General features: G+C 65.4%; 16 protein-coding genes. 11 read left to right on the forward strand and 5 right to left on the reverse strand.

What is annotated here, in order from left to right; genetic code table 11:
- Positions 1–141: 141 nt before the first annotated feature.
- Positions 142–807, forward strand: coding sequence for an outer membrane protein (locus tag ACSQ23_RS19685; RefSeq protein ID WP_055997039.1), 666 nt, complete (start codon positions 142–144; stop codon positions 805–807).
- A gap of 52 nt (positions 808–859) precedes the next feature.
- Here ACSQ23_RS19685 and ACSQ23_RS19690 read toward each other — a convergent pair whose 3' ends face one another.
- The 3 genes from ACSQ23_RS19690 to ACSQ23_RS19700 all read right to left on the reverse strand — a co-directional run bounded on the left by ACSQ23_RS19690 (position 860) and on the right by ACSQ23_RS19700 (position 5,309).
- Positions 860–1,735, reverse strand: coding sequence for a 4-(cytidine 5'-diphospho)-2-C-methyl-D-erythritol kinase (locus ACSQ23_RS19690; RefSeq protein WP_436091611.1), 876 nt, complete (start codon positions 1,733–1,735; stop codon positions 860–862).
- A gap of 1 nt (position 1,736) precedes the next feature.
- The gene (locus tag ACSQ23_RS19695) at positions 1,737–3,476 is read right to left on the reverse strand and encodes a tetratricopeptide repeat protein (RefSeq protein WP_055885094.1); all 1,740 of its coding nucleotides are present in this window, start codon (positions 3,474–3,476) and stop codon (positions 1,737–1,739) included.
- Between the two features lie 168 nt (positions 3,477–3,644).
- Positions 3,645–5,309: a 4Fe-4S dicluster domain-containing protein gene (locus ACSQ23_RS19700; RefSeq protein ID WP_436091612.1), complete on the reverse strand. Its 1,665-nt coding sequence runs from the start codon at positions 5,307–5,309 to the stop codon at positions 3,645–3,647.
- Positions 5,310–5,350: 41 nt separating this feature from the next.
- Here ACSQ23_RS19700 and ACSQ23_RS19705 point away from each other — a divergent pair, with 41 nt between their 5' ends.
- Together ACSQ23_RS19705 and ACSQ23_RS19710 are read left to right on the forward strand one after the other, a co-directional pair.
- On the forward strand, positions 5,351–6,160 hold the full coding sequence (locus ACSQ23_RS19705) for a uracil-DNA glycosylase (protein ID WP_436091613.1): 810 nt from the start codon (positions 5,351–5,353) through the stop codon (positions 6,158–6,160).
- Between the two features lie 159 nt (positions 6,161–6,319).
- The gene (locus ACSQ23_RS19710; RefSeq protein WP_055885086.1) at positions 6,320–6,586 is read left to right on the forward strand and encodes a hypothetical protein; all 267 of its coding nucleotides are present in this window, start codon (positions 6,320–6,322) and stop codon (positions 6,584–6,586) included.
- 49 nt (positions 6,587–6,635) lie between these two features.
- On the opposite strand, the gene ACSQ23_RS19715 is transcribed toward ACSQ23_RS19710, so the two are convergent.
- Complete coding sequence (locus ACSQ23_RS19715; protein WP_055885083.1) at positions 6,636–7,031, reverse strand: hypothetical protein; 396 nt, start codon at positions 7,029–7,031, stop codon at positions 6,636–6,638.
- The gene (locus ACSQ23_RS19720) at positions 7,031–7,612 is read right to left on the reverse strand and encodes a YybH family protein (protein WP_436091614.1); all 582 of its coding nucleotides are present in this window, start codon (positions 7,610–7,612) and stop codon (positions 7,031–7,033) included. The genes ACSQ23_RS19715 and ACSQ23_RS19720 overlap by 1 nt, the downstream gene beginning before the upstream one ends.
- Before the next feature lie 90 nt (positions 7,613–7,702).
- On the opposite strand from ACSQ23_RS19720, the gene ACSQ23_RS19725 reads away from it, so the two are divergent.
- The 8 genes from ACSQ23_RS19725 to glyS all read left to right on the forward strand — a co-directional run bounded on the left by ACSQ23_RS19725 (position 7,703) and on the right by glyS (position 15,977).
- Positions 7,703–8,296: a hypothetical protein gene (locus tag ACSQ23_RS19725; protein ID WP_436091615.1), complete on the forward strand. Its 594-nt coding sequence runs from the start codon at positions 7,703–7,705 to the stop codon at positions 8,294–8,296.
- 164 nt (positions 8,297–8,460) lie between these two features.
- The gene (locus tag ACSQ23_RS19730) at positions 8,461–9,852 is read left to right on the forward strand and encodes an MFS transporter (RefSeq protein WP_055885078.1); all 1,392 of its coding nucleotides are present in this window, start codon (positions 8,461–8,463) and stop codon (positions 9,850–9,852) included.
- A gap of 5 nt (positions 9,853–9,857) precedes the next feature.
- The gene (gene moaB, locus ACSQ23_RS19735; RefSeq protein ID WP_055885075.1) at positions 9,858–10,394 is read left to right on the forward strand and encodes a molybdenum cofactor biosynthesis protein B; all 537 of its coding nucleotides are present in this window, start codon (positions 9,858–9,860) and stop codon (positions 10,392–10,394) included.
- Between the two features lie 56 nt (positions 10,395–10,450).
- A complete protein-coding gene (locus ACSQ23_RS19740) occupies positions 10,451–10,600 on the forward strand; it encodes a hypothetical protein (RefSeq protein ID WP_156384559.1) in 150 nt (49 codons plus the stop codon).
- A gap of 30 nt (positions 10,601–10,630) precedes the next feature.
- Positions 10,631–10,825, forward strand: a complete 195-nt coding sequence (locus ACSQ23_RS19745; RefSeq protein ID WP_436091616.1) for a DUF7230 family protein — start codon at positions 10,631–10,633, stop codon at positions 10,823–10,825.
- A gap of 231 nt (positions 10,826–11,056) precedes the next feature.
- Positions 11,057–11,605, forward strand: coding sequence for a LemA family protein (locus ACSQ23_RS19750; RefSeq protein ID WP_436091791.1), 549 nt, complete (start codon positions 11,057–11,059; stop codon positions 11,603–11,605).
- Between the two features lie 112 nt (positions 11,606–11,717).
- The gene (locus tag ACSQ23_RS19755; protein ID WP_055885064.1) at positions 11,718–13,682 is read left to right on the forward strand and encodes a DUF2207 domain-containing protein; all 1,965 of its coding nucleotides are present in this window, start codon (positions 11,718–11,720) and stop codon (positions 13,680–13,682) included.
- A gap of 270 nt (positions 13,683–13,952) precedes the next feature.
- Complete coding sequence (gene glyS / locus ACSQ23_RS19760; RefSeq protein ID WP_055885060.1) at positions 13,953–15,977, forward strand: glycine--tRNA ligase subunit beta; 2,025 nt, start codon at positions 13,953–13,955, stop codon at positions 15,975–15,977.
- Positions 15,978–15,979 lie beyond the last annotated feature (2 nt).

Here is a 15,979-nt window from a genome sequence, read left to right on the forward strand (position 1 = left end):
ATCGCCAGCACTGCGGCACCGCGGCCAACATTGTGGCCGCCGTGCAACATATCGCCCCGTTTTGCACTGAGTCCCGCCACACGTGATTAGACTCCGCCATTCTGCCCTCGTATCAGGGGACATCGGAATGGGGAGACGACTATGTGGACCAAGACGAAGATTGTATTCTCAAGCGTATTACTGTTGAGCGCGGCGGGCGTCGCGAACGCAGCAGACCTGATCGTTGAAGATGCCCCGGTGGCGGAGATTGCAGCGCTTGGTGACTGGACCGGCGCTTATGTCGGCGGCAACATTGGCTGGAGCGCCGGCACTGTCAATTGGGAGATCGCTGGTGGCGGCCCGCCGGACGGCTCGTATGACCTCGACGGCTTCTCTGTCGGTGTTCAGGGCGGTTACAACTGGCAGATGGACAACGTCGTCTTCGGTATTGAGGGCGACGTGGCACTGGCCAGCATCTACGGTGAAGATCTGAGCATCCCGGCCAATCGCACCATCAATTGGACTGCCTCGCTGCGTGGCCGCCTCGGCTATGCGTGGGACGCGGTCTTGCTCTACGCCACGGCTGGCGTGGCCGTTGCCAATAGCACCGGCGAGGTGTTCCTGATCGACGATGTCACTGAGACTCATGTTGGCTGGACTGTTGGCGTTGGCGCCGAAGCAATGGTCAGCGAGAACGTCTCCGCCAAGCTCGAATACAACTACGCTGACTACGGCGCCGTGACCTATGACTACTTCCTTGGCGCCTTGCCGGTGGATACGGGTTTCACGACCCACACCGTAAAGGCTGGCGTGAACTTCCACTTCTGATCCGTTCCGATCAGCAAGTGTCGCAGCGGCCCCTTTGGGGGCCGTTGTCGTTTCAGCTGATTACCGGCGCCGCGGCCACCCAGAACTGAGGGTATCTTGCCCGCATGTCGTGCGCGGCCTGGTGCGCCTGGGCGGCCGAGCCGAACAGGCCGAACACGGTGCCGCCCGAGCCCGACATGCGGGCCAGCGCGCAACCATCGAGCACCCGCATCTGGCGCAGCAGTTCGCCGATCGCCGGCACCAGGCCGATGGCGGCCGGCTCGAGGTCGTTGCGGGTCTCGGCCAGCCACAGCCCGAGCTGCGCCGGCCGGGTCAGCGGCTGCGGCAAGGCGGGCATCGGCGGGTTGCTGCGCTGTTCGAGCCGGCGAAACACGTCGGCGGTCACCACCGGCACCAGTGGATTGACCAGCACCAGGTGGGTCGCCGGAAAGCTGCGCAGCGGGTGGATGATCTCGCCGACGCCGCGCACCTCTGAGGGTTGCGACAAGAGGCATACGGGCACGTCCGCGCCAAGCGTCAGCGCCAGCGCACTGAGCTCGACGAGTTCGAGGTCGCCGCCTGCCATGCCGGCCAGCAGGCGGAGCATCGCGGCGGCATCGGCCGAGCCGCCGCCGATCCCCGCCGCGACCGGCAGGTTCTTGGTGAGCGCGATATCGAGACCATCCGGCAGGCGGCCCGGCCAGCGGGTGCGGAACGCCTTCACGGCGCGCATCACAAGGTTGGAATCACCACCGCCCGCTGCCGCCGCAAACGGGCCGGTGACGCGCAGCCGGTCGGCCTTGGCCGGATGCGCCGACACCTCGTCGGCGACATCGACGAACACCACCAGGCTCTCGAGCTCGTGGTAACCGTCGGCGCGCCGGCCGGTCACATGCAAGGCCAGGTTGACCTTGGCGGGAGCCGCCTCGGAGACAGTGCCTTGCAGCATGCTACTGGGCGGGCGCAGCCTGACCTTCCGCTACCGGGCCGGCATCGGGGGCCGGCGCCACGGCATCGAGGCCGCCGGCGAGTTTCTTCGCCACCCGCTCCTTCACCGCCCCTTCCTGGTCGACGGCAGCGGCGATGTTCCACTGGAACTTCGCCTCGAGCTTGCGGCCGGCGCGCCAATAGGCATCGCCGAGATGGTCGTTGATTTCGGGGTCGGTCGAGCGCAGCTGCACCGCCATTTCGAGTTGCTTGACCGCATCGTCGAAGCGGCCGAGGCGAAAGAAGGCCCAGCCCAGGCTATCGATGATGTAGCCATCGTTCGGCGCGGCGGCGACGGCCTTCTCGATCATGTCGAGCGCCGGCATCAGGTTCACCCCCTGATCGACCCAGCTATAGCCGAGATAGTTCAACACCTGCGGCTGGTCGGGGTTCAGCTCGAGCGCGCGCTTGAAATCGACCTCGGCCTTGTCCCACTGCTTGGCGCGCTCGAAGGCGATGCCGCGCACGTAGTAGAAGCGCCAATCGCCCGGGGCATCGCCGCCGGCGACATCAAGCGCCTTGGTATAGGTGTCGGCGGCCTCGGCATATTTCTGCGCGGCGCGCTGCATGTCGCCGAGCACCGACAGGGCCTCGAGATCATTGGGGTTCGTCGCGACGATATTGCCCAGCCGGCGCAGCGCTTCGTCGCGGTTGCCAGTGGCGCTGAGGTTCTCGGCGACGCGCACCACTGCCATCGGCTTCATCGGCGAATCCGCCGGCAGCTTGTCGTAGATGGCGTTGGCCGCATCGTGCTGGCCGGCGCCGTCCAGCAACTGGCCATAGACCAGGTCGATGACGTCGGACTTGGGGTCGAGATACATGCCCAGCTGCAGGAACACCGCGGACACATCCGGGCTCCCCTCACGCGCCAGCGCCACGCCCACTGAGTGGAACATCTCGGCGGCGCCCGCCTGCACATCGGCGGCGAACACGCCCGGCCGCTGCTTGTTATCGATCTTGGCCTTTACGGCAGCGATCAGCGGATGATCCAGCCCTTCGGACTCGAACTTGGCGATCACCTTCTCGGCTTCATCGAAGCGGCCGGCATTGCCCAGCATGCGCGAATAGGCCTCGACGATGCGCGCGACGAACGGGTCGGCTTCATAGGCCTTGGCGGCGAACTCCAGCGCCGCCTTGCTGTCCCCCTCGACATCGGCCATCAGCGCCCGGTGGAAGACCAGAAAGTCCTCGAGCCCGCCCTGCCCGATCTCGTCGAGCACCTTGTTGGCTTCAGTCTTTTTGCCGTCGCCGAGCAGCGCCCAGGCGCGCAGCAGCCCGCCGGTGATGCCGGCGAAAGTGTCGCCACCGACATTCTCGAGTTCCTTGGCCGCCGCGGCGTAGCGGCGCTGCTTCATCGCCTCGGTGCCGATGACGAGGCTCGCAAGGTCGTTGGGAGCACTGAGCTCGAGCAGGTGCTTGGCGACGCGCGAGGCATCCGACACCTGCCCGTTCGCAGCATAGGCGATGAAGCTCCGCTCGACGATGATCGGGTTGTCCCAGTCGCCTTCCGCGGCAGCGCGGAAATAGCGCGCGGCGTCTTCGGTCCTGAGGTCGGAAAGCGCTTGCCGGCCGGCCAGATAGCTGCCGGTCACACTCTGATCCATCAGCGGGAAGGCCGCACTCGATTCGAGCGCCGCGGCGCCGCCGATGGTGAGCGCGACGGCGAGAAGGACGCCGGAAGCGAGACGGGCTTTGTGGGTCACGAGGCTCGATATCTCCGAGAAGGCAGGAAGCGGCTGACTAGCCCAAGAAACATGGGCGATTTTGCGACTGCGCCGCAAGAGGCAGGCACAATGAAGTGAGGATTCCAAGGTCAGTTGGATGCCCAGAACGCCGGCGGCTGTGGCCCGCGCCAGCCTATGAGACTGTCCTCACATGCCCGAGTAATTCGGCCCCGAGCCGCCCTCGGGCGGCACCCAGGTGATGTTCTGGGCGGGATCCTTGATGTCGCAGGTCTTGCAGTGGACGCAGTTGGCGGCGTGGATGCGGAACACCGGCGCGCCGCCCTCCTCGGCCAGCTCGTAGACCCCCGCCGGGCAATAAAGCGGCGCCGGCTCGCCGTAGCGCGGCAGGTTCTCGCGCACCGGCAGGTCCGGATCGGTGAGCTTCAGATGCACGGGCTGGTCTTCGTCGTGGCTGAGATTGGCGAGATAGACCGAGGCGGCGCGATCATAGGTGGTTGCACCGTCCGGCCGCGCATAGAGCCGCGGCGTCACCTCGGCGAGCGGCCGCAGCTTGGCAAAATCCGCCTTGTCGTGACGCAGCGTGCCGAACGGCGAGACGCGGAACAGCGCCTCGCACCACATGTCGAAGCCACCCAGCAGCACACCGAGATAGGTGCCGAAGCGCGACCAGAACGGTTTGACGTTTCGGACCCGCTTCAACTCGTCGCCAATGCCGGTGGCCAGGACGCTCTCGTTCAAGCCCTCGAGCGTATCGTACGCCCTGCCCTCGCCGATCGCCGCAGCGACCCGATCCGCAGTCGCCATGCCCGAGCGGATAGCATTGTGGATGGCCTTCAGTGCCGGCACGTTCATGAACCCGGCGGCGCAACCGATCAGCGCGCCACCCGGAAACGCCAGATCGGGGACGGATTGCAGCCCACCCGAGGTCATCGCCCGCGCGCCGTAGCTCAGGCGACGGCCGCCTTCGAGCAGCCGGGCAATCGCCGGATGGGTCTTGAAGCGCTGGAACTCGCCGAAGGGCGAGAGTGTCGGGTCGCTGTAGCTCAGATGCACCGCGATACCGAGGTAGAGCTTGTTGCCGGCAGCATGGTAAGCGAAGCCGCCGCCTGAGGTGGCGTTGTCGAGCGGGAAGCCGAGATAGTGATCGACCCGCCCGGCCTCATGCCGATCCGGTGCGATCTCCCATACTTCCTTGATGCCTAGCCCGTAGAGCTGCGGATCATGCCCGTCGGCGAGGCCGAAATGGCCGATCAGGTGTTTGGCGAGCGAACCGCGCGCCCCTTCGCCGATCAGGGTGTACTTGGCCTTGAGGCCGATGCCGGCGGCGTAGGTGGATTTCGGGTTGCCGGCGTGATCGACGCCGAGATCGCCGGTGATGATGCCCTCGATCCGGCCGCCTTCGCCGGTCAGTACATCAACCGCCGCCGTCATCGGGAAGATATCGACGCCGAGCCCCTGTGCCTGCTCGCCCAGCCACTTCACCAGATCGCCGAGGCTGACGATCACCGCGCCAGGCGTCTGCATCTGTGGCGGGATCATCAGTTGCGGCAGGGCGATATCGGCCGTGGCGGTGAGGAAGTGGAAGGTGTCGCGCGTCATCGCCGGGCCAACCGGCGCTCCCATGCCGCGCCAGCTGGGCAGCAGCGCATCGAGCCCCACCGGATTCATCACGGCGCCGGAGATGATGTGCCCACCCAGCTCGGCGGACTTTTCCACCACTGTGACGGCAAGCTGCGGCGCCACCTGCTTCAGCCGGATGGCGGCGCTGAGGCCCGCAGGACCGGCCCCGACGATCAGCACATCGGTCTCGAGGATCTCGCGATTGCCGGCGTCGGCCAAGGTCAGGTCCATTCACGGATGGCGGGAGAAAGCGGGCTGTGATACCAGAACCCATGTCCGAAAATCGACCGCTAAATGACGCCGAAGCCCGGGCGGCGCTCGACTGGTATCGCGCCGTCGGGGTCGATTTCGCCGTCGGTGAAGAGCCGGTCGACCGCTTTGCGGCGTCCGCCGCTCCCTCCCGCGCCCGGCCGATCCCGGCGCCGGAAGCACCGGTCGCGGCGACTGCCGCTCCGGCCGCGGCGCCGATCGCCATCTCGCTGACCTCCGATCCGACCGAAACCACGGCGCTGGCCGCAACTGCGCAGTCGCTCGACGAACTGCGCGCCGTGATGAACGCCTATGAGGGGTGCCTCCTCAAGAAGCGCGCCACGCAGCTGGTGTTCGCCGACGGCAACCCGGAAGCGGAGATCATGCTGGTGGGCGAAGGCCCTGGCGAGCAGGAGGACCTGCAGGGCAAGCCCTTCGTCGGTCGGGCCGGGCAGTTGCTCGACCGCATGCTGGCTGCGATCGGGCTCGACCGCAGCAAGGTCTACATCGCCAACATGGTTCCCTGGCGCCCGCCGGGGAACCGCGACCCCTCGCCCGAAGAAATGGCGCTCTGCACGCCGTTCCTGCTGCGGCAGGTTGAACTGGTGGCGCCAAAATTCCTGGTGACGCTCGGCAACGTGCCCACCAAGTCGCTGTTCCAGACCCAGAACGGCATCACTCGGATGCGCGGCCAGTGGCGTGACCTGACGATCAACAGCCACCAGACCCGGGCGCTGGCGACGCTCCACCCCGCCTATCTGCTGCGCACCCCCGCCAGCAAGGCGCTGGCCTGGCGCGACATGCTGAGTTTGAAGCAGGCGATCGACAGCTAGGTCCGCTGCTGGCGCTGCCGGAACGAAACGCCAATGTCACTGCTGTATTCCCGACGACTGCACTGATAATTCTAAAGGATTGCTCGCCCCGGCCTCGCGGCAGCCGTCACGGGCTAGACGTACGCGGGAGTCCCCCAGAGCAGCAAAGGACATCACGCCATGACCAGAACGGTACTATTTGCCGTTGCGGTAGCAAGCTTCGCTTTTGTGGCGCCAGCGATCTCCGAGCAGAAATCGGATACGGGATCGACGACGGACAATACCACCCTGTGCAAAGCGATCTACGAGATCTACGACCTCAACATGGAGGCGTACTACTCCAAGAACAAAACCAACAAGCAGCGTCAGGAGGCCTATACCTCAGCCCAACGGGCTATGTCGGACTTCCGGAAGAAAGGCTGCAAATACAAGGATGTCGTCAATTGACGACGTAGCCGGCCCGTGGACCGGCCATCCATGTGTCAGCAATTCGCCGTCAGGCGCCAGTGGCGTGGCGGGTGCGATACGCATCGCGCAGCAGCACGGCCATGAACAGCAGCATCGAGCTGATGGTCAGGATCGAGCCGGCCATCACCAGCGCGTGGGCGACCGAGCCGCCGCCGGTGAGCAGGATCGCGAGACCTCCCGTCATGCCCGGGAAACCCAGTGCCGCAATCCCGACCTGCAGCCGGGCCAGGCGACCGGGCGCATGCTGCCCCCCACGGTAGTAAAGGCCGTAGAGGAACATCGAAACCCAGCCGAGCAGGTTGAGGTGGGCATGCACGGGGGCGAGGGTGAAATCCTCGTTGGCCCCCATGAAGATGCCCAGACTCATGCCGACCAGCGCCGCCGCGGCGGCTATGATGAAGCAGAAGTGCCAGATCCGCATCATCAGCCCTCGACCGCCAAGTCGCGGCCGGCAGCAAGCGCCGCAGTGGTGGCGAGCGAGATCGAGCGCACCAGTGGATCGGCATGGCGATGTACCAGATGCCAGTCGGCGCCCTGGCGCCGGAACACCTGAGTGACGCGCAGCGACCAATCCTGTTTGGGCAGGCCGGAAACCTCGCCATCCTGGCGTTCGACATAGGCGAGCACGACCAGATCATCGGTCGCCACGGCCTGCACCAGCTCGAGACTGGCGTCACCATTCTGGAAGCGGGCCGCAAGCTCGGCCAGGTGCTGCGGCGAAGCGTCGAAGCCGTGGCTGGCCGGGCCGCCAAAGGGTTGCATCAGGGTGAAATCGTCGCCGAGACGGACGTGCTTGACCCACTCCTCCATCCGCCCGGCATTGAACAGCTGGGCTTGGCGCTCGGATCGGTCGACAAGGCTCGCAACCACCGCGTCGTGCGGCGCTTCGGCCTTTGCCGCCTTTAGCAGAAACGGCGCGATCACACCGGCTGCGATGGCGAGCCGCCTCGAGAAAGCGCCAGGCATGGAAGCCGAGGAGCGGTCGTTATCTTTGGACTGGAACATCGGAGAAAACTCATGTCTGTGGCGCCCCGCCGTCTGGGCCGCCTTCTCAACCGGTCGGCGCGATGAAGCCAGTGACATGATTTCAGCGATATGCTGCACACGATTGATCAGCGGTGGCTGTCAATCCTGCCGGTCGATACGCCAGCGCCAGATTTGCATCCTCTCCTGCTCGAGCGCCCCGTCAAAGCGCATGCCGAGCTTCTGCAGCACGGCGTTCGAGGCGTTGGTCTCGGCCAGGGAGTGGGCAATGACGGCTCGGGCGCCGGCTTCGAAGGCCGTGGCGACCATCGCGCCGGCGGCCTCGGTGGCATAGCCGCGTCCCTGGTGCTCGGGGCCGATCTCGTAGCCAATCTCGACGACACCGTCGGCGTCGGGAGCGCCGACATATCCACCATTGCCGATCAGCCTCGGCCCGTCGCGGTGGAGAAACAGGTACGGCGACCACGGCGCCGGCGCCTCGGGGAAGCCGGGACCGAACGCTTAGGGAAACTCCGGCCAGGCCGCCGGCAAAGTGACGCCGAGCAGCGCCGCAAACGCCTCGCGCGATTGCTGAAAGGCCTGCCGGTGTTCAGCTGTGAGCGGCACCAGCCGCAGTCGTGCGGTTATCATCTCGTCGTCTCTCATTACGCCCCGGCCTTCCTAAACCAGGTGATGTGGCCACACCGATACGCCGAAAAGCAGTGAATGGCGGCTGAACGCGTCGCGATTAGGCGGGGGGACCGGTCCCGGTCTTGACCCCTACTTAAGACTATCCAACCAAGAATATTGATGGCGCTTGATTGTGCTGCCCGAATTTGGTCCGACTTGATAGGCAAGCGCCTCAGGACCCTGAACCCGCAGAAAGCGCCATGTCCTCCGCCCTCAAGATTTATGCCCTGTTCATCGGCTCGGCACTCCTGATGTTCGGAGGCGGCCTGCAGGGCCTCTTGCTCTCGGTGCGCGGCGCCGAAGAAGGGTTTTCGCTGACGGCGCTCGGCCTCATCGGTACCGGCTGGTCGGTGGGGTTCGTTGCCGGTTCGATCACCGTACCGCTGCTGGTCAAGCGAGTGGGGCATATTCGTGCCTACTCGATCATGGCGGCCATCGGCACCGTGACGATCCTGCTTAACCTGCTTTGGGTTCAGGATATCGGCTGGATCGTGCTGCGCGCCTTTTCCGGCTTCTGCTTCGCCGGCGCGGCGATGATCGTCGAGAGCTGGCTCAACGAGGTGGCGGACAATCGCAGCCGCGGCACGATCTTTTCGGTCTATACCACCATCAACATGGCCGCTTCGACCGTCGGTCAGCTGGCCATGGCGGTGACCGGCACTTTCGGCCATATCCCGTTCGTGGTCGGCGCCATTGCCTTCATCTGTGCGCTTTTGCCGAGCGCCCTGACCTCGACGCCGCAGCCGCGGCCGATCTCGTCGGCGCGGCTCGATGTGGTGCTGCTCTACAAGACCTCGCCGCTGGCGGTGATCGCGGCCTTTGCCTGCGGCATGGCCAACGGCACCTTCGGCACGCTGGCGCCGGTCTACGGCTTCGAGCAGAAACTCGATGCCTCGACCATCGCCTACCTGTTCGCCGTCACCGCAGTGGTGGGCGCCGTGGCGCAGACGCCGTTCGGGCGGCTCTCCGACAAGATCGACCGCCGGCTGGTGATCGTCGGGCTCAGCGGTTTTGCGGCAGTGATCGGCCTCGTCACCGTGCTGCTGAACCCGAGCAGCGGCGTGCTGATGTTCATCCTGTTCGGGCTCTACGGCTTCGGCGCCTACCCGCTTTATGCCATCGCCGTGGCGCATGCGAACGACTTCGCCAAGGAAGGCGAGTTCGGCCGCGTCGCCGGCGGCATGCTGCTGATCCTCGGCATCGGGCTCGCCATCGGGCCGATCATCGCCAGCTGGGTGATGAACGCCATCGCGCCGGTCGGCCTGTTCATCGTCACCGCCACCTTCCATGGAGCGCTTGCGGTTACGGCGTTCCTGCGCATGAAGATCCGCCCGGTGCGCGACGCCTCGGGCCGCGTCCGTTTCCGCGCCATGAGCGCCGAGAAGGGCGTATCGCCCGGCACCGTGACGCTCGATCCGCGCGGCGAGGAAAAGCCGACGCCCCGCCCGGCCACGCCGGCGGCGGCCCCCCAGCCCGAGGAAACCGAACTGCTGGTGCCCGATCCGATCGAGCCGACGGTGATCGTCGAACGGCACGTGAAAAACGATGCGCCCGGTGATACCGACAAGTCGGACAAGCCGAAGCCGGAGTAGCCCACATGTTCAAATCGGAGCTCGACCAGAGCAAGCCGTTCATACCGCTGTCGATCGCCGTGCTCGCGGTGTCCGACACCCGGACGCTGGAGACCGATACCGCGGGCGCCCTGCTGAAATCGCTGATGGAAGCCGACGGGCACAGTTGCTTCGAGCGCGCCGTAGTGCGCGACGACATCCACCAGATCCGCGCCAAGGTGATGGAGTGGGTGGTGAACGATGGCGTCGACGCGATCATCACCACCGGCGGCACCGGCTTTTCGGGCCGCGACGTGACACCGGAGGCGCTGGAGCCGCTGTTCCAGAAGCGGATGGATGGGTTTTCGGTGCTGTTCCACCAGTATTCCTCGACCACGGTGGGCACGTCCACTTTGCAGTCGCGCGCCACCGGCGGGCTGATCGGCGAGACCTTCGTCTTCGTCCTCCCCGGTTCGCGCGGCGCCTGCCGCGACGCCTGGGAAGGGATCCTGCGGGCCCAGCTCGACAACCGGCACAAGCCCTGCAACTTCGTCGAACTGATGCCGCGCCTCGCCGAGCGCTGACGCGCTTCAGGAACGGCTGTCGAACATCGACGTTCTCCCGCCAAAGGAGATATCCGATGATCCGCAAACTCAGGTCCGGCGAGTACCGGCTCTATTCCAAAAAGACCGATCCCAAGACCGGCAAGCGCCGCAACCTCGGCACCTTCGACAGTCGCGAGGCCGCCGAAAAGCACGAGCGCGAAGTGCAGTACTTCAAGCGGCACTGACAAGCCGGCCCCGCGGCGCTAATCTCAGCTATGGCCAAGGATCAGAAAATCACCGTCGCCCTGACGCGCAAGCAGACCGCGCCGCGCAACGCCGCCGCCAAGTCGTTGCGCGAGGGGCAGTTCCAGCCCAAGGTCGAGGCGGATCCCAAGGCCTACAAGCGCAAGAACAAGCACAAGGCTGATCCGGTGTTGGAAGCCGAGAAGCAGGACGACGAAGTCGAGTAACCTGAATCTGGTTCACCTCATGAATTTGCCGGCTTCAAGTTCACCTTGAGATTCAGGCCGCGCCGCGAAGCCCTTCCAAAAACACGTTCATTTCCCATTCAGCCGGCGCAATTCAATTGCGATGCCCACGGTCCGGTGCCACTTTGCGGCACTTGAGGGTCTTTGGTTTGCCGCGTTTTTCGAACCTGAGAGCGCGTTTGAGCATCACATGCGGAGGGCTCCATGACTGGGTTGATCATTCTGGCGATCGTCGTCGTCGCCATCGGCTACGCGATCTTCGTCTACAACGATCTGGTGTCTAAGCGTCAGCTCAAGGAAGAAGGCTGGTCGGGCATCGACGTGCAGCTGAAGCGCCGCACCGACTTGATCCCTAACCTGATGGAGACGGTGAAGGGCTATATGGGCCACGAGCGCGAAACGCTCGAGGCCGTTACCCAGGCCCGCGCCGCCGCCACCGCCGGGGCCAATGCCGGTCCGGCCGAGCGCAGTGCGCTGGAAGGCGCGCTGTCGGGTGCGCTGGGCAAGCTCCTCGCCATTGCCGAGGCCTACCCGGACCTCAAGGCCAACACCACCTTCCTCGAGTTCCAGAGCGCGCTGCAGAACGTCGAAGACGAAATCCAGCTGGCGCGCCGCTACTACAATGGCTCGGCGCGCAACCTGAACACCGCGGTCGAGAGCTTCCCCTCCAACGTCGTCGCCAACGCCTTCAAGTTCGAGAAGGCCGAGTATTTCGAGCTGGAGAACGAAGCCGACCGGGCTGTGCCTTCGGTGAAGTTCTGACGTCGAGCGTCAGGTGGAGAACCCGGTGGCTGTGGACCCCCACCCCTGTCCCCTCCCCGCAAGGGGGAGGGAGACGCATACTGCGACGCCAGTGTTCTGGTCTCCCTCCCCCTTGCGGGGAGGGGACAGGGGTGGGGGGCAGCTAGCCACCGCAATTGCAGCAATTCTGCTGGCACTACTCACCCTGCTCTTCGCCCTCCCTGCGGCTGCCCGCGAAGCCATCACCTCGTTCTCATCCGCCGTCACCCTCAACACCGATGGCTCGGTCGACGTCATCGAGACCATCGAGGTCAATGCCGAGGGCTATGAAATCCGCCGCGGCATCTATCGCGACATCCCGCTGATCCTGATCAATCCGGACAACTCGCGGCTCCGCTCCGACCTCACGGTGAAGACTGTGCTCCGCGATGGCCGGGCGGAACCCTATTCGCTCGACAATATCGGCGCCGGCTTCAAGCGCATCCGCATCGGCGATGCCGACGTGCTGCTGAGCTATGGCCGGCACAAGTACACCATCCACTACAGCATGACGCGGATGGGTCGCAGCTTTGCCGACCACGACGAGCTGTTCTGGAACGCCACCGGCAACTACTGGAATTTTCCGATCGACCAGGCCGTCGCCTCGATCACCCTGCCCAAGGGCGCCGTGATCGACCGGCTGGTCGGCTATACCGGTGCGCCCGGCTCGATGGAGCAGGCCGTCACCATCACCCGCACGTCCGACAACACGGCGATCTTCCGGGTGAACCGGCCGCTGGGCTCGGGCGAAGGCGTCAGCGTGGCGGCGTCGTTTCAAAAGGGCATTCTCGCCGAGCCGCAGGGACTAGACCGGCTGCTCTACTGGCTGAGCGACCATCGCGACATCGTGGTGCCCGGTATCGCGGTCGGCCTGGTGCTGCTTTACAACCTCCTCGCCTGGAGCGCGGTTGGCCGTGACCCGAAGAAAGGCACGATCATCCCGCTGTTTCACCCGCCCAAGGGGTTCTCGCCGGGGCTCGCCGAATATGTCGACGGCATGGGCTGGGAGAAGAGCGGCTGGACCGCCTTCACCGCCTCGATCTTCGACCTCGGGGTCAAAGGGCTGGTGAAGATCGACAATCCGGGGAAGACGCTTAGCGTCACGGTAACCGGCAAGGCGCCGCCGGACGATCTCGGGGCAGCCGAGCGGCTGCTGTTCGACTATTTCAAGTCGCAGGGCAAGGTGACGGTCAACACCACCACCGGTCCCAAGCTGAACGAGACGCGCGGCCAGTTCGTCTCGGCCATCGAAACCGAGAACCGGCTGGTCTATTTCAGGAACAATACCGGCTACATCCTGGTGGGGGTCGGGTTTTCGCTATTGATCCTCCTCGGCATGGTGGTGTTCGACCTGATCGACCCGATCACGCTGGTCTTCGCCGGGGCCGGCGCGCTGTTCCTCGGCATTCTGGGCGGTGTGCTCAGGGGGCTGTGGCGCAGCCCGATCCTGTCCAAGATCATCTTCGCAGTGTGGGCGGTGATCTTTGGAGGCAACCTGATCGGCGCCGGCGCGAGCTTTCTCGGTGACTTCCGGATCGGCGAGTTCCGCCCCGATGCGGCGCTGATCGGCGCCGCATCGATCATCTTCGTCAATGTGCTGTTCGCCGTGCTGATGCGGGCGCCGACGGTGCAAGGCCGTCAGGTCATGGACCAGCTCGACGGCTTCAAGATGTACATGAACACCGCCGAAAAGAACCGGCTGAACATGACCAACGAGCCGCCGATGACCGTGGAGCGCTTCGAGCGCATCCTGCCCTATGCCATTGCGCTCGGTGTCGAAAAACCGTGGTCCGAGCACTTCGAAGCCGAACTCGCCCGCAACGCCGTCGCCGACGCAGAGGGCAGCAGCTACGCGCCGGGCTTCTATACCGGTCGTAACTGGTCGAACAGCTCGGGGGGCTTCGCCAACTCGGTGTCGTCGGTAGCATCAGGCATGAGCGCCGCCATGGTCGCGGCACAGCCGAGCTCATCGTCGGGCTCGGGCTTTTCCAGCGGCGGCGGAGGAGGAGGCGGCGGCTCCGGGGGTGGCGGTGGCGGTGGTGGCGGCGGCGGGTGGTAGGACCAAACCTCCCCTAAGCCGCTTCATATCGCCTACCCACCGGCGTCATCCCTGCGAAGGCCGGGACCCAGTGGGATGCCTCAGCGTTAGCGAGCGCCGATAGTCCGCACTGGGTTCCCGCCTACGCGAGAATGACATCGCTGAGTAAAGGACTATCGCGCCGGCCATCGGCCACCAGACCGGCGACGTCAGTCACGTCGCCAACCCCGCAATGGACAATCTCCCCTGCCCTTGCTAGGCAAACCGCGCTTTCAAACGCCCGGTTAAGAGATGCCCGAACTCCTCGTTGAACTGTTCTCGGAAGAAATCCCTGCGCGCATGCAGCGCAAGGCCGCCGAGGACCTGAAGAAGGCCGTGACCAATGCGCTGGTCGATGCCGGCCTCGTCTACGAGGGCGCCAAGGCGTTCGTCACGCCACGCCGGCTGGCGCTGACAGTTACCGGGCTCCCGGCCCGTTCCCCCGACACCCGCGAAGAACGCAAGGGCCCGCGGGTCGGCTCGCCGCAGCAGGCGATCGACGGCTTCCTCAAGGCGGCGGGACTGGGCTCGATCGAAGAGGCCAAGATCGAGGCCGACCCCAAGAAGGGCGAGTTCTACGTCGCGCATATCGAGAAGAAAGGCGCCGAGGCGACCGACATTCTCGCGACCCTCTTACCCAAGGTGATCACCGGCTTCGACTGGCCGAAATCCATGCAGTGGGGCAATGGCGGGCTGACCTGGGTGCGGCCGCTGCGCGCTATCACCGCGACGTTCGGCACCGACAATGACGAGCCGGTGGTCATCCCGTTCAAGTCGAACACTGTTGCTTCCGGCCAGACCACCTTCGGCCACCGCTTTCTCGCGCCCGACGCGATCCGGGTGAAGCGCTTCGACGATTACGTGCAGGCGCTGGAAAAGGCCAAGGTCGTTCTCGACATCGACCGGCGCAAGGAAATCATCAAGGCCGACGCGGACAACCTCGCCTTCGCGCAGGGGCTCAACGTCATCCATGACGAAGGCCTGCTCGAAGAAGTCGCCGGCCTCGTCGAATGGCCGGTGGTGATGATGGGGTCGTTCGATCCGGCCTTCCTCGAAGTGCCCGAGGAAGTGATCATCGCCACCATCCGCGCCAACCAGAAGTGCTTCTGCCTGCGCGACAGCTCGGGCAAGCTGGCGCCGTTCTTCATCATCACCTCGAACCAGGTCGCGGCCGACGGCGGCAAGACCATCGTCGCCGGCAACGAGCGGGTCATCCGCGCCCGCCTGTCGGACGCGCGGTTCTTCTACCAGACCGACCTGGCGCTGCCGCTCGAGCATGGCCTGCCCAAGCTCGAGGAGAGCGTGTTCCACGCCAAGCTCGGGACGCAGTTCCAGCGCGTCGAACGGCTGGTGAAGCTCAGCGGCGAGATCGCGCCCAAGGTCGGGGCCAACCCCGACCTGGCGAAGCGCGCCGCCATGCTGGCGAAGGCCGACCTCACCACCGGCATGGTCGGCGAGTTCCCCGAGCTGCAGGGCATCATGGGCCGCTATTATGCGCTGGCGCAGGGCGAGCCGATGGCCATCGCCAATGCGATCGCCGACCACTACAAGCCGCTCGGCCCCACCGACCTGGTGCCGGGCGAACCGGTCGCCATCGCCGTGGCGCTGGCCGACAAGCTCGATACGCTGAAGGGTTTCTGGTCGATCGATGAGAAACCCACCGGCTCGCGCGACCCGTTTGCGCTGCGGCGCGCGGCGCTGGGCGTCATCCGCATCGTCACCGACAACAACCTGCGCTTCCCGCTCGAGGTCGAGCAGGACCTGCTGAGCTTCTTCCACGACCGGCTGAAGGTGACGCTGCGCGATGCCGGCGCCCGCCACGACCTGGTCGATGCGGTGATCGGCAAGGACAGCAACGACATGCTGGAGATCACCGAGCGGGTCGAGGCGCTGTCGAAGCTGCTCGGTTCCGAGGATGGCAAGAACCTCCTCGCCGGCTACAAGCGCGCCGCCAACATCCTCGCCGCCGAGGAGAAAAAGGACGGCAAGGGTTTTGCCGCGCCGGTCGACCCGGCGCTGCTGTCGCTCAGTGAGGAAGCGGCGCTGGCCGAGGCCATCGCCTCTGTCGATGTGGCCGTCGCTGCCAAGGTCGCCGCCAATGACTACCAGGGCGCCATCACCGCACTCGGCACGCTGCGCCAGCCGGTCGACAAGTTCTTCGAAGCGGTGCTGGTCAACGATCCGGATGCGGCGATCCGGACCAACCGGCTGAGCCTCCTCAGCAAGCTGCGTGACACCATGCGGCAGGTGGCGGATTTCTCGAAGGTCGCGGGCTAGGG

This window comes from Devosia sp. LjRoot16, assembly GCF_964252795.1.
Taxonomy (GTDB): domain Bacteria; phylum Pseudomonadota; class Alphaproteobacteria; order Rhizobiales; family Devosiaceae; genus Devosia_A.

What these genes read in the sequence shown, in the direction of transcription:
- ACSQ23_RS19705 (WP_436091613.1), top strand. Translation starts at nt 5,351, where the DNA reads ATGTCCGAAAATCGACCGCTAAATGACGCCGAAGCCCGGGCGGCGCTC.
- ACSQ23_RS19720 (WP_436091614.1), bottom strand. Translation starts at nt 7,612, where the DNA reads ATGTTCCAGTCCAAAGATAACGACCGCTCCTCGGCTTCCATGCCTGGC.
- ACSQ23_RS19730 (WP_055885078.1), top strand. Translation starts at nt 8,461, where the DNA reads ATGTCCTCCGCCCTCAAGATTTATGCCCTGTTCATCGGCTCGGCACTC.
- ACSQ23_RS19745 (WP_436091616.1), top strand. Translation starts at nt 10,631, where the DNA reads ATGGCCAAGGATCAGAAAATCACCGTCGCCCTGACGCGCAAGCAGACC.
- ACSQ23_RS19690 (WP_436091611.1), bottom strand. Translation starts at nt 1,735, where the DNA reads ATGCTGCAAGGCACTGTCTCCGAGGCGGCTCCCGCCAAGGTCAACCTG.
- ACSQ23_RS19685 (WP_055997039.1), top strand. Translation starts at nt 142, where the DNA reads ATGTGGACCAAGACGAAGATTGTATTCTCAAGCGTATTACTGTTGAGC.
- ACSQ23_RS19725 (WP_436091615.1), top strand. Translation starts at nt 7,703, where the DNA reads ATGCTGCACACGATTGATCAGCGGTGGCTGTCAATCCTGCCGGTCGAT.
- ACSQ23_RS19740 (WP_156384559.1), top strand. Translation starts at nt 10,451, where the DNA reads ATGATCCGCAAACTCAGGTCCGGCGAGTACCGGCTCTATTCCAAAAAG.
- ACSQ23_RS19715 (WP_055885083.1), bottom strand. Translation starts at nt 7,031, where the DNA reads ATGATGCGGATCTGGCACTTCTGCTTCATCATAGCCGCCGCGGCGGCG.
- ACSQ23_RS19710 (WP_055885086.1), top strand. Translation starts at nt 6,320, where the DNA reads ATGACCAGAACGGTACTATTTGCCGTTGCGGTAGCAAGCTTCGCTTTT.
- moaB (WP_055885075.1), top strand. Translation starts at nt 9,858, where the DNA reads ATGTTCAAATCGGAGCTCGACCAGAGCAAGCCGTTCATACCGCTGTCG.
- glyS (WP_055885060.1), top strand. Translation starts at nt 13,953, where the DNA reads ATGCCCGAACTCCTCGTTGAACTGTTCTCGGAAGAAATCCCTGCGCGC.
- ACSQ23_RS19700 (WP_436091612.1), bottom strand. Translation starts at nt 5,309, where the DNA reads ATGGACCTGACCTTGGCCGACGCCGGCAATCGCGAGATCCTCGAGACC.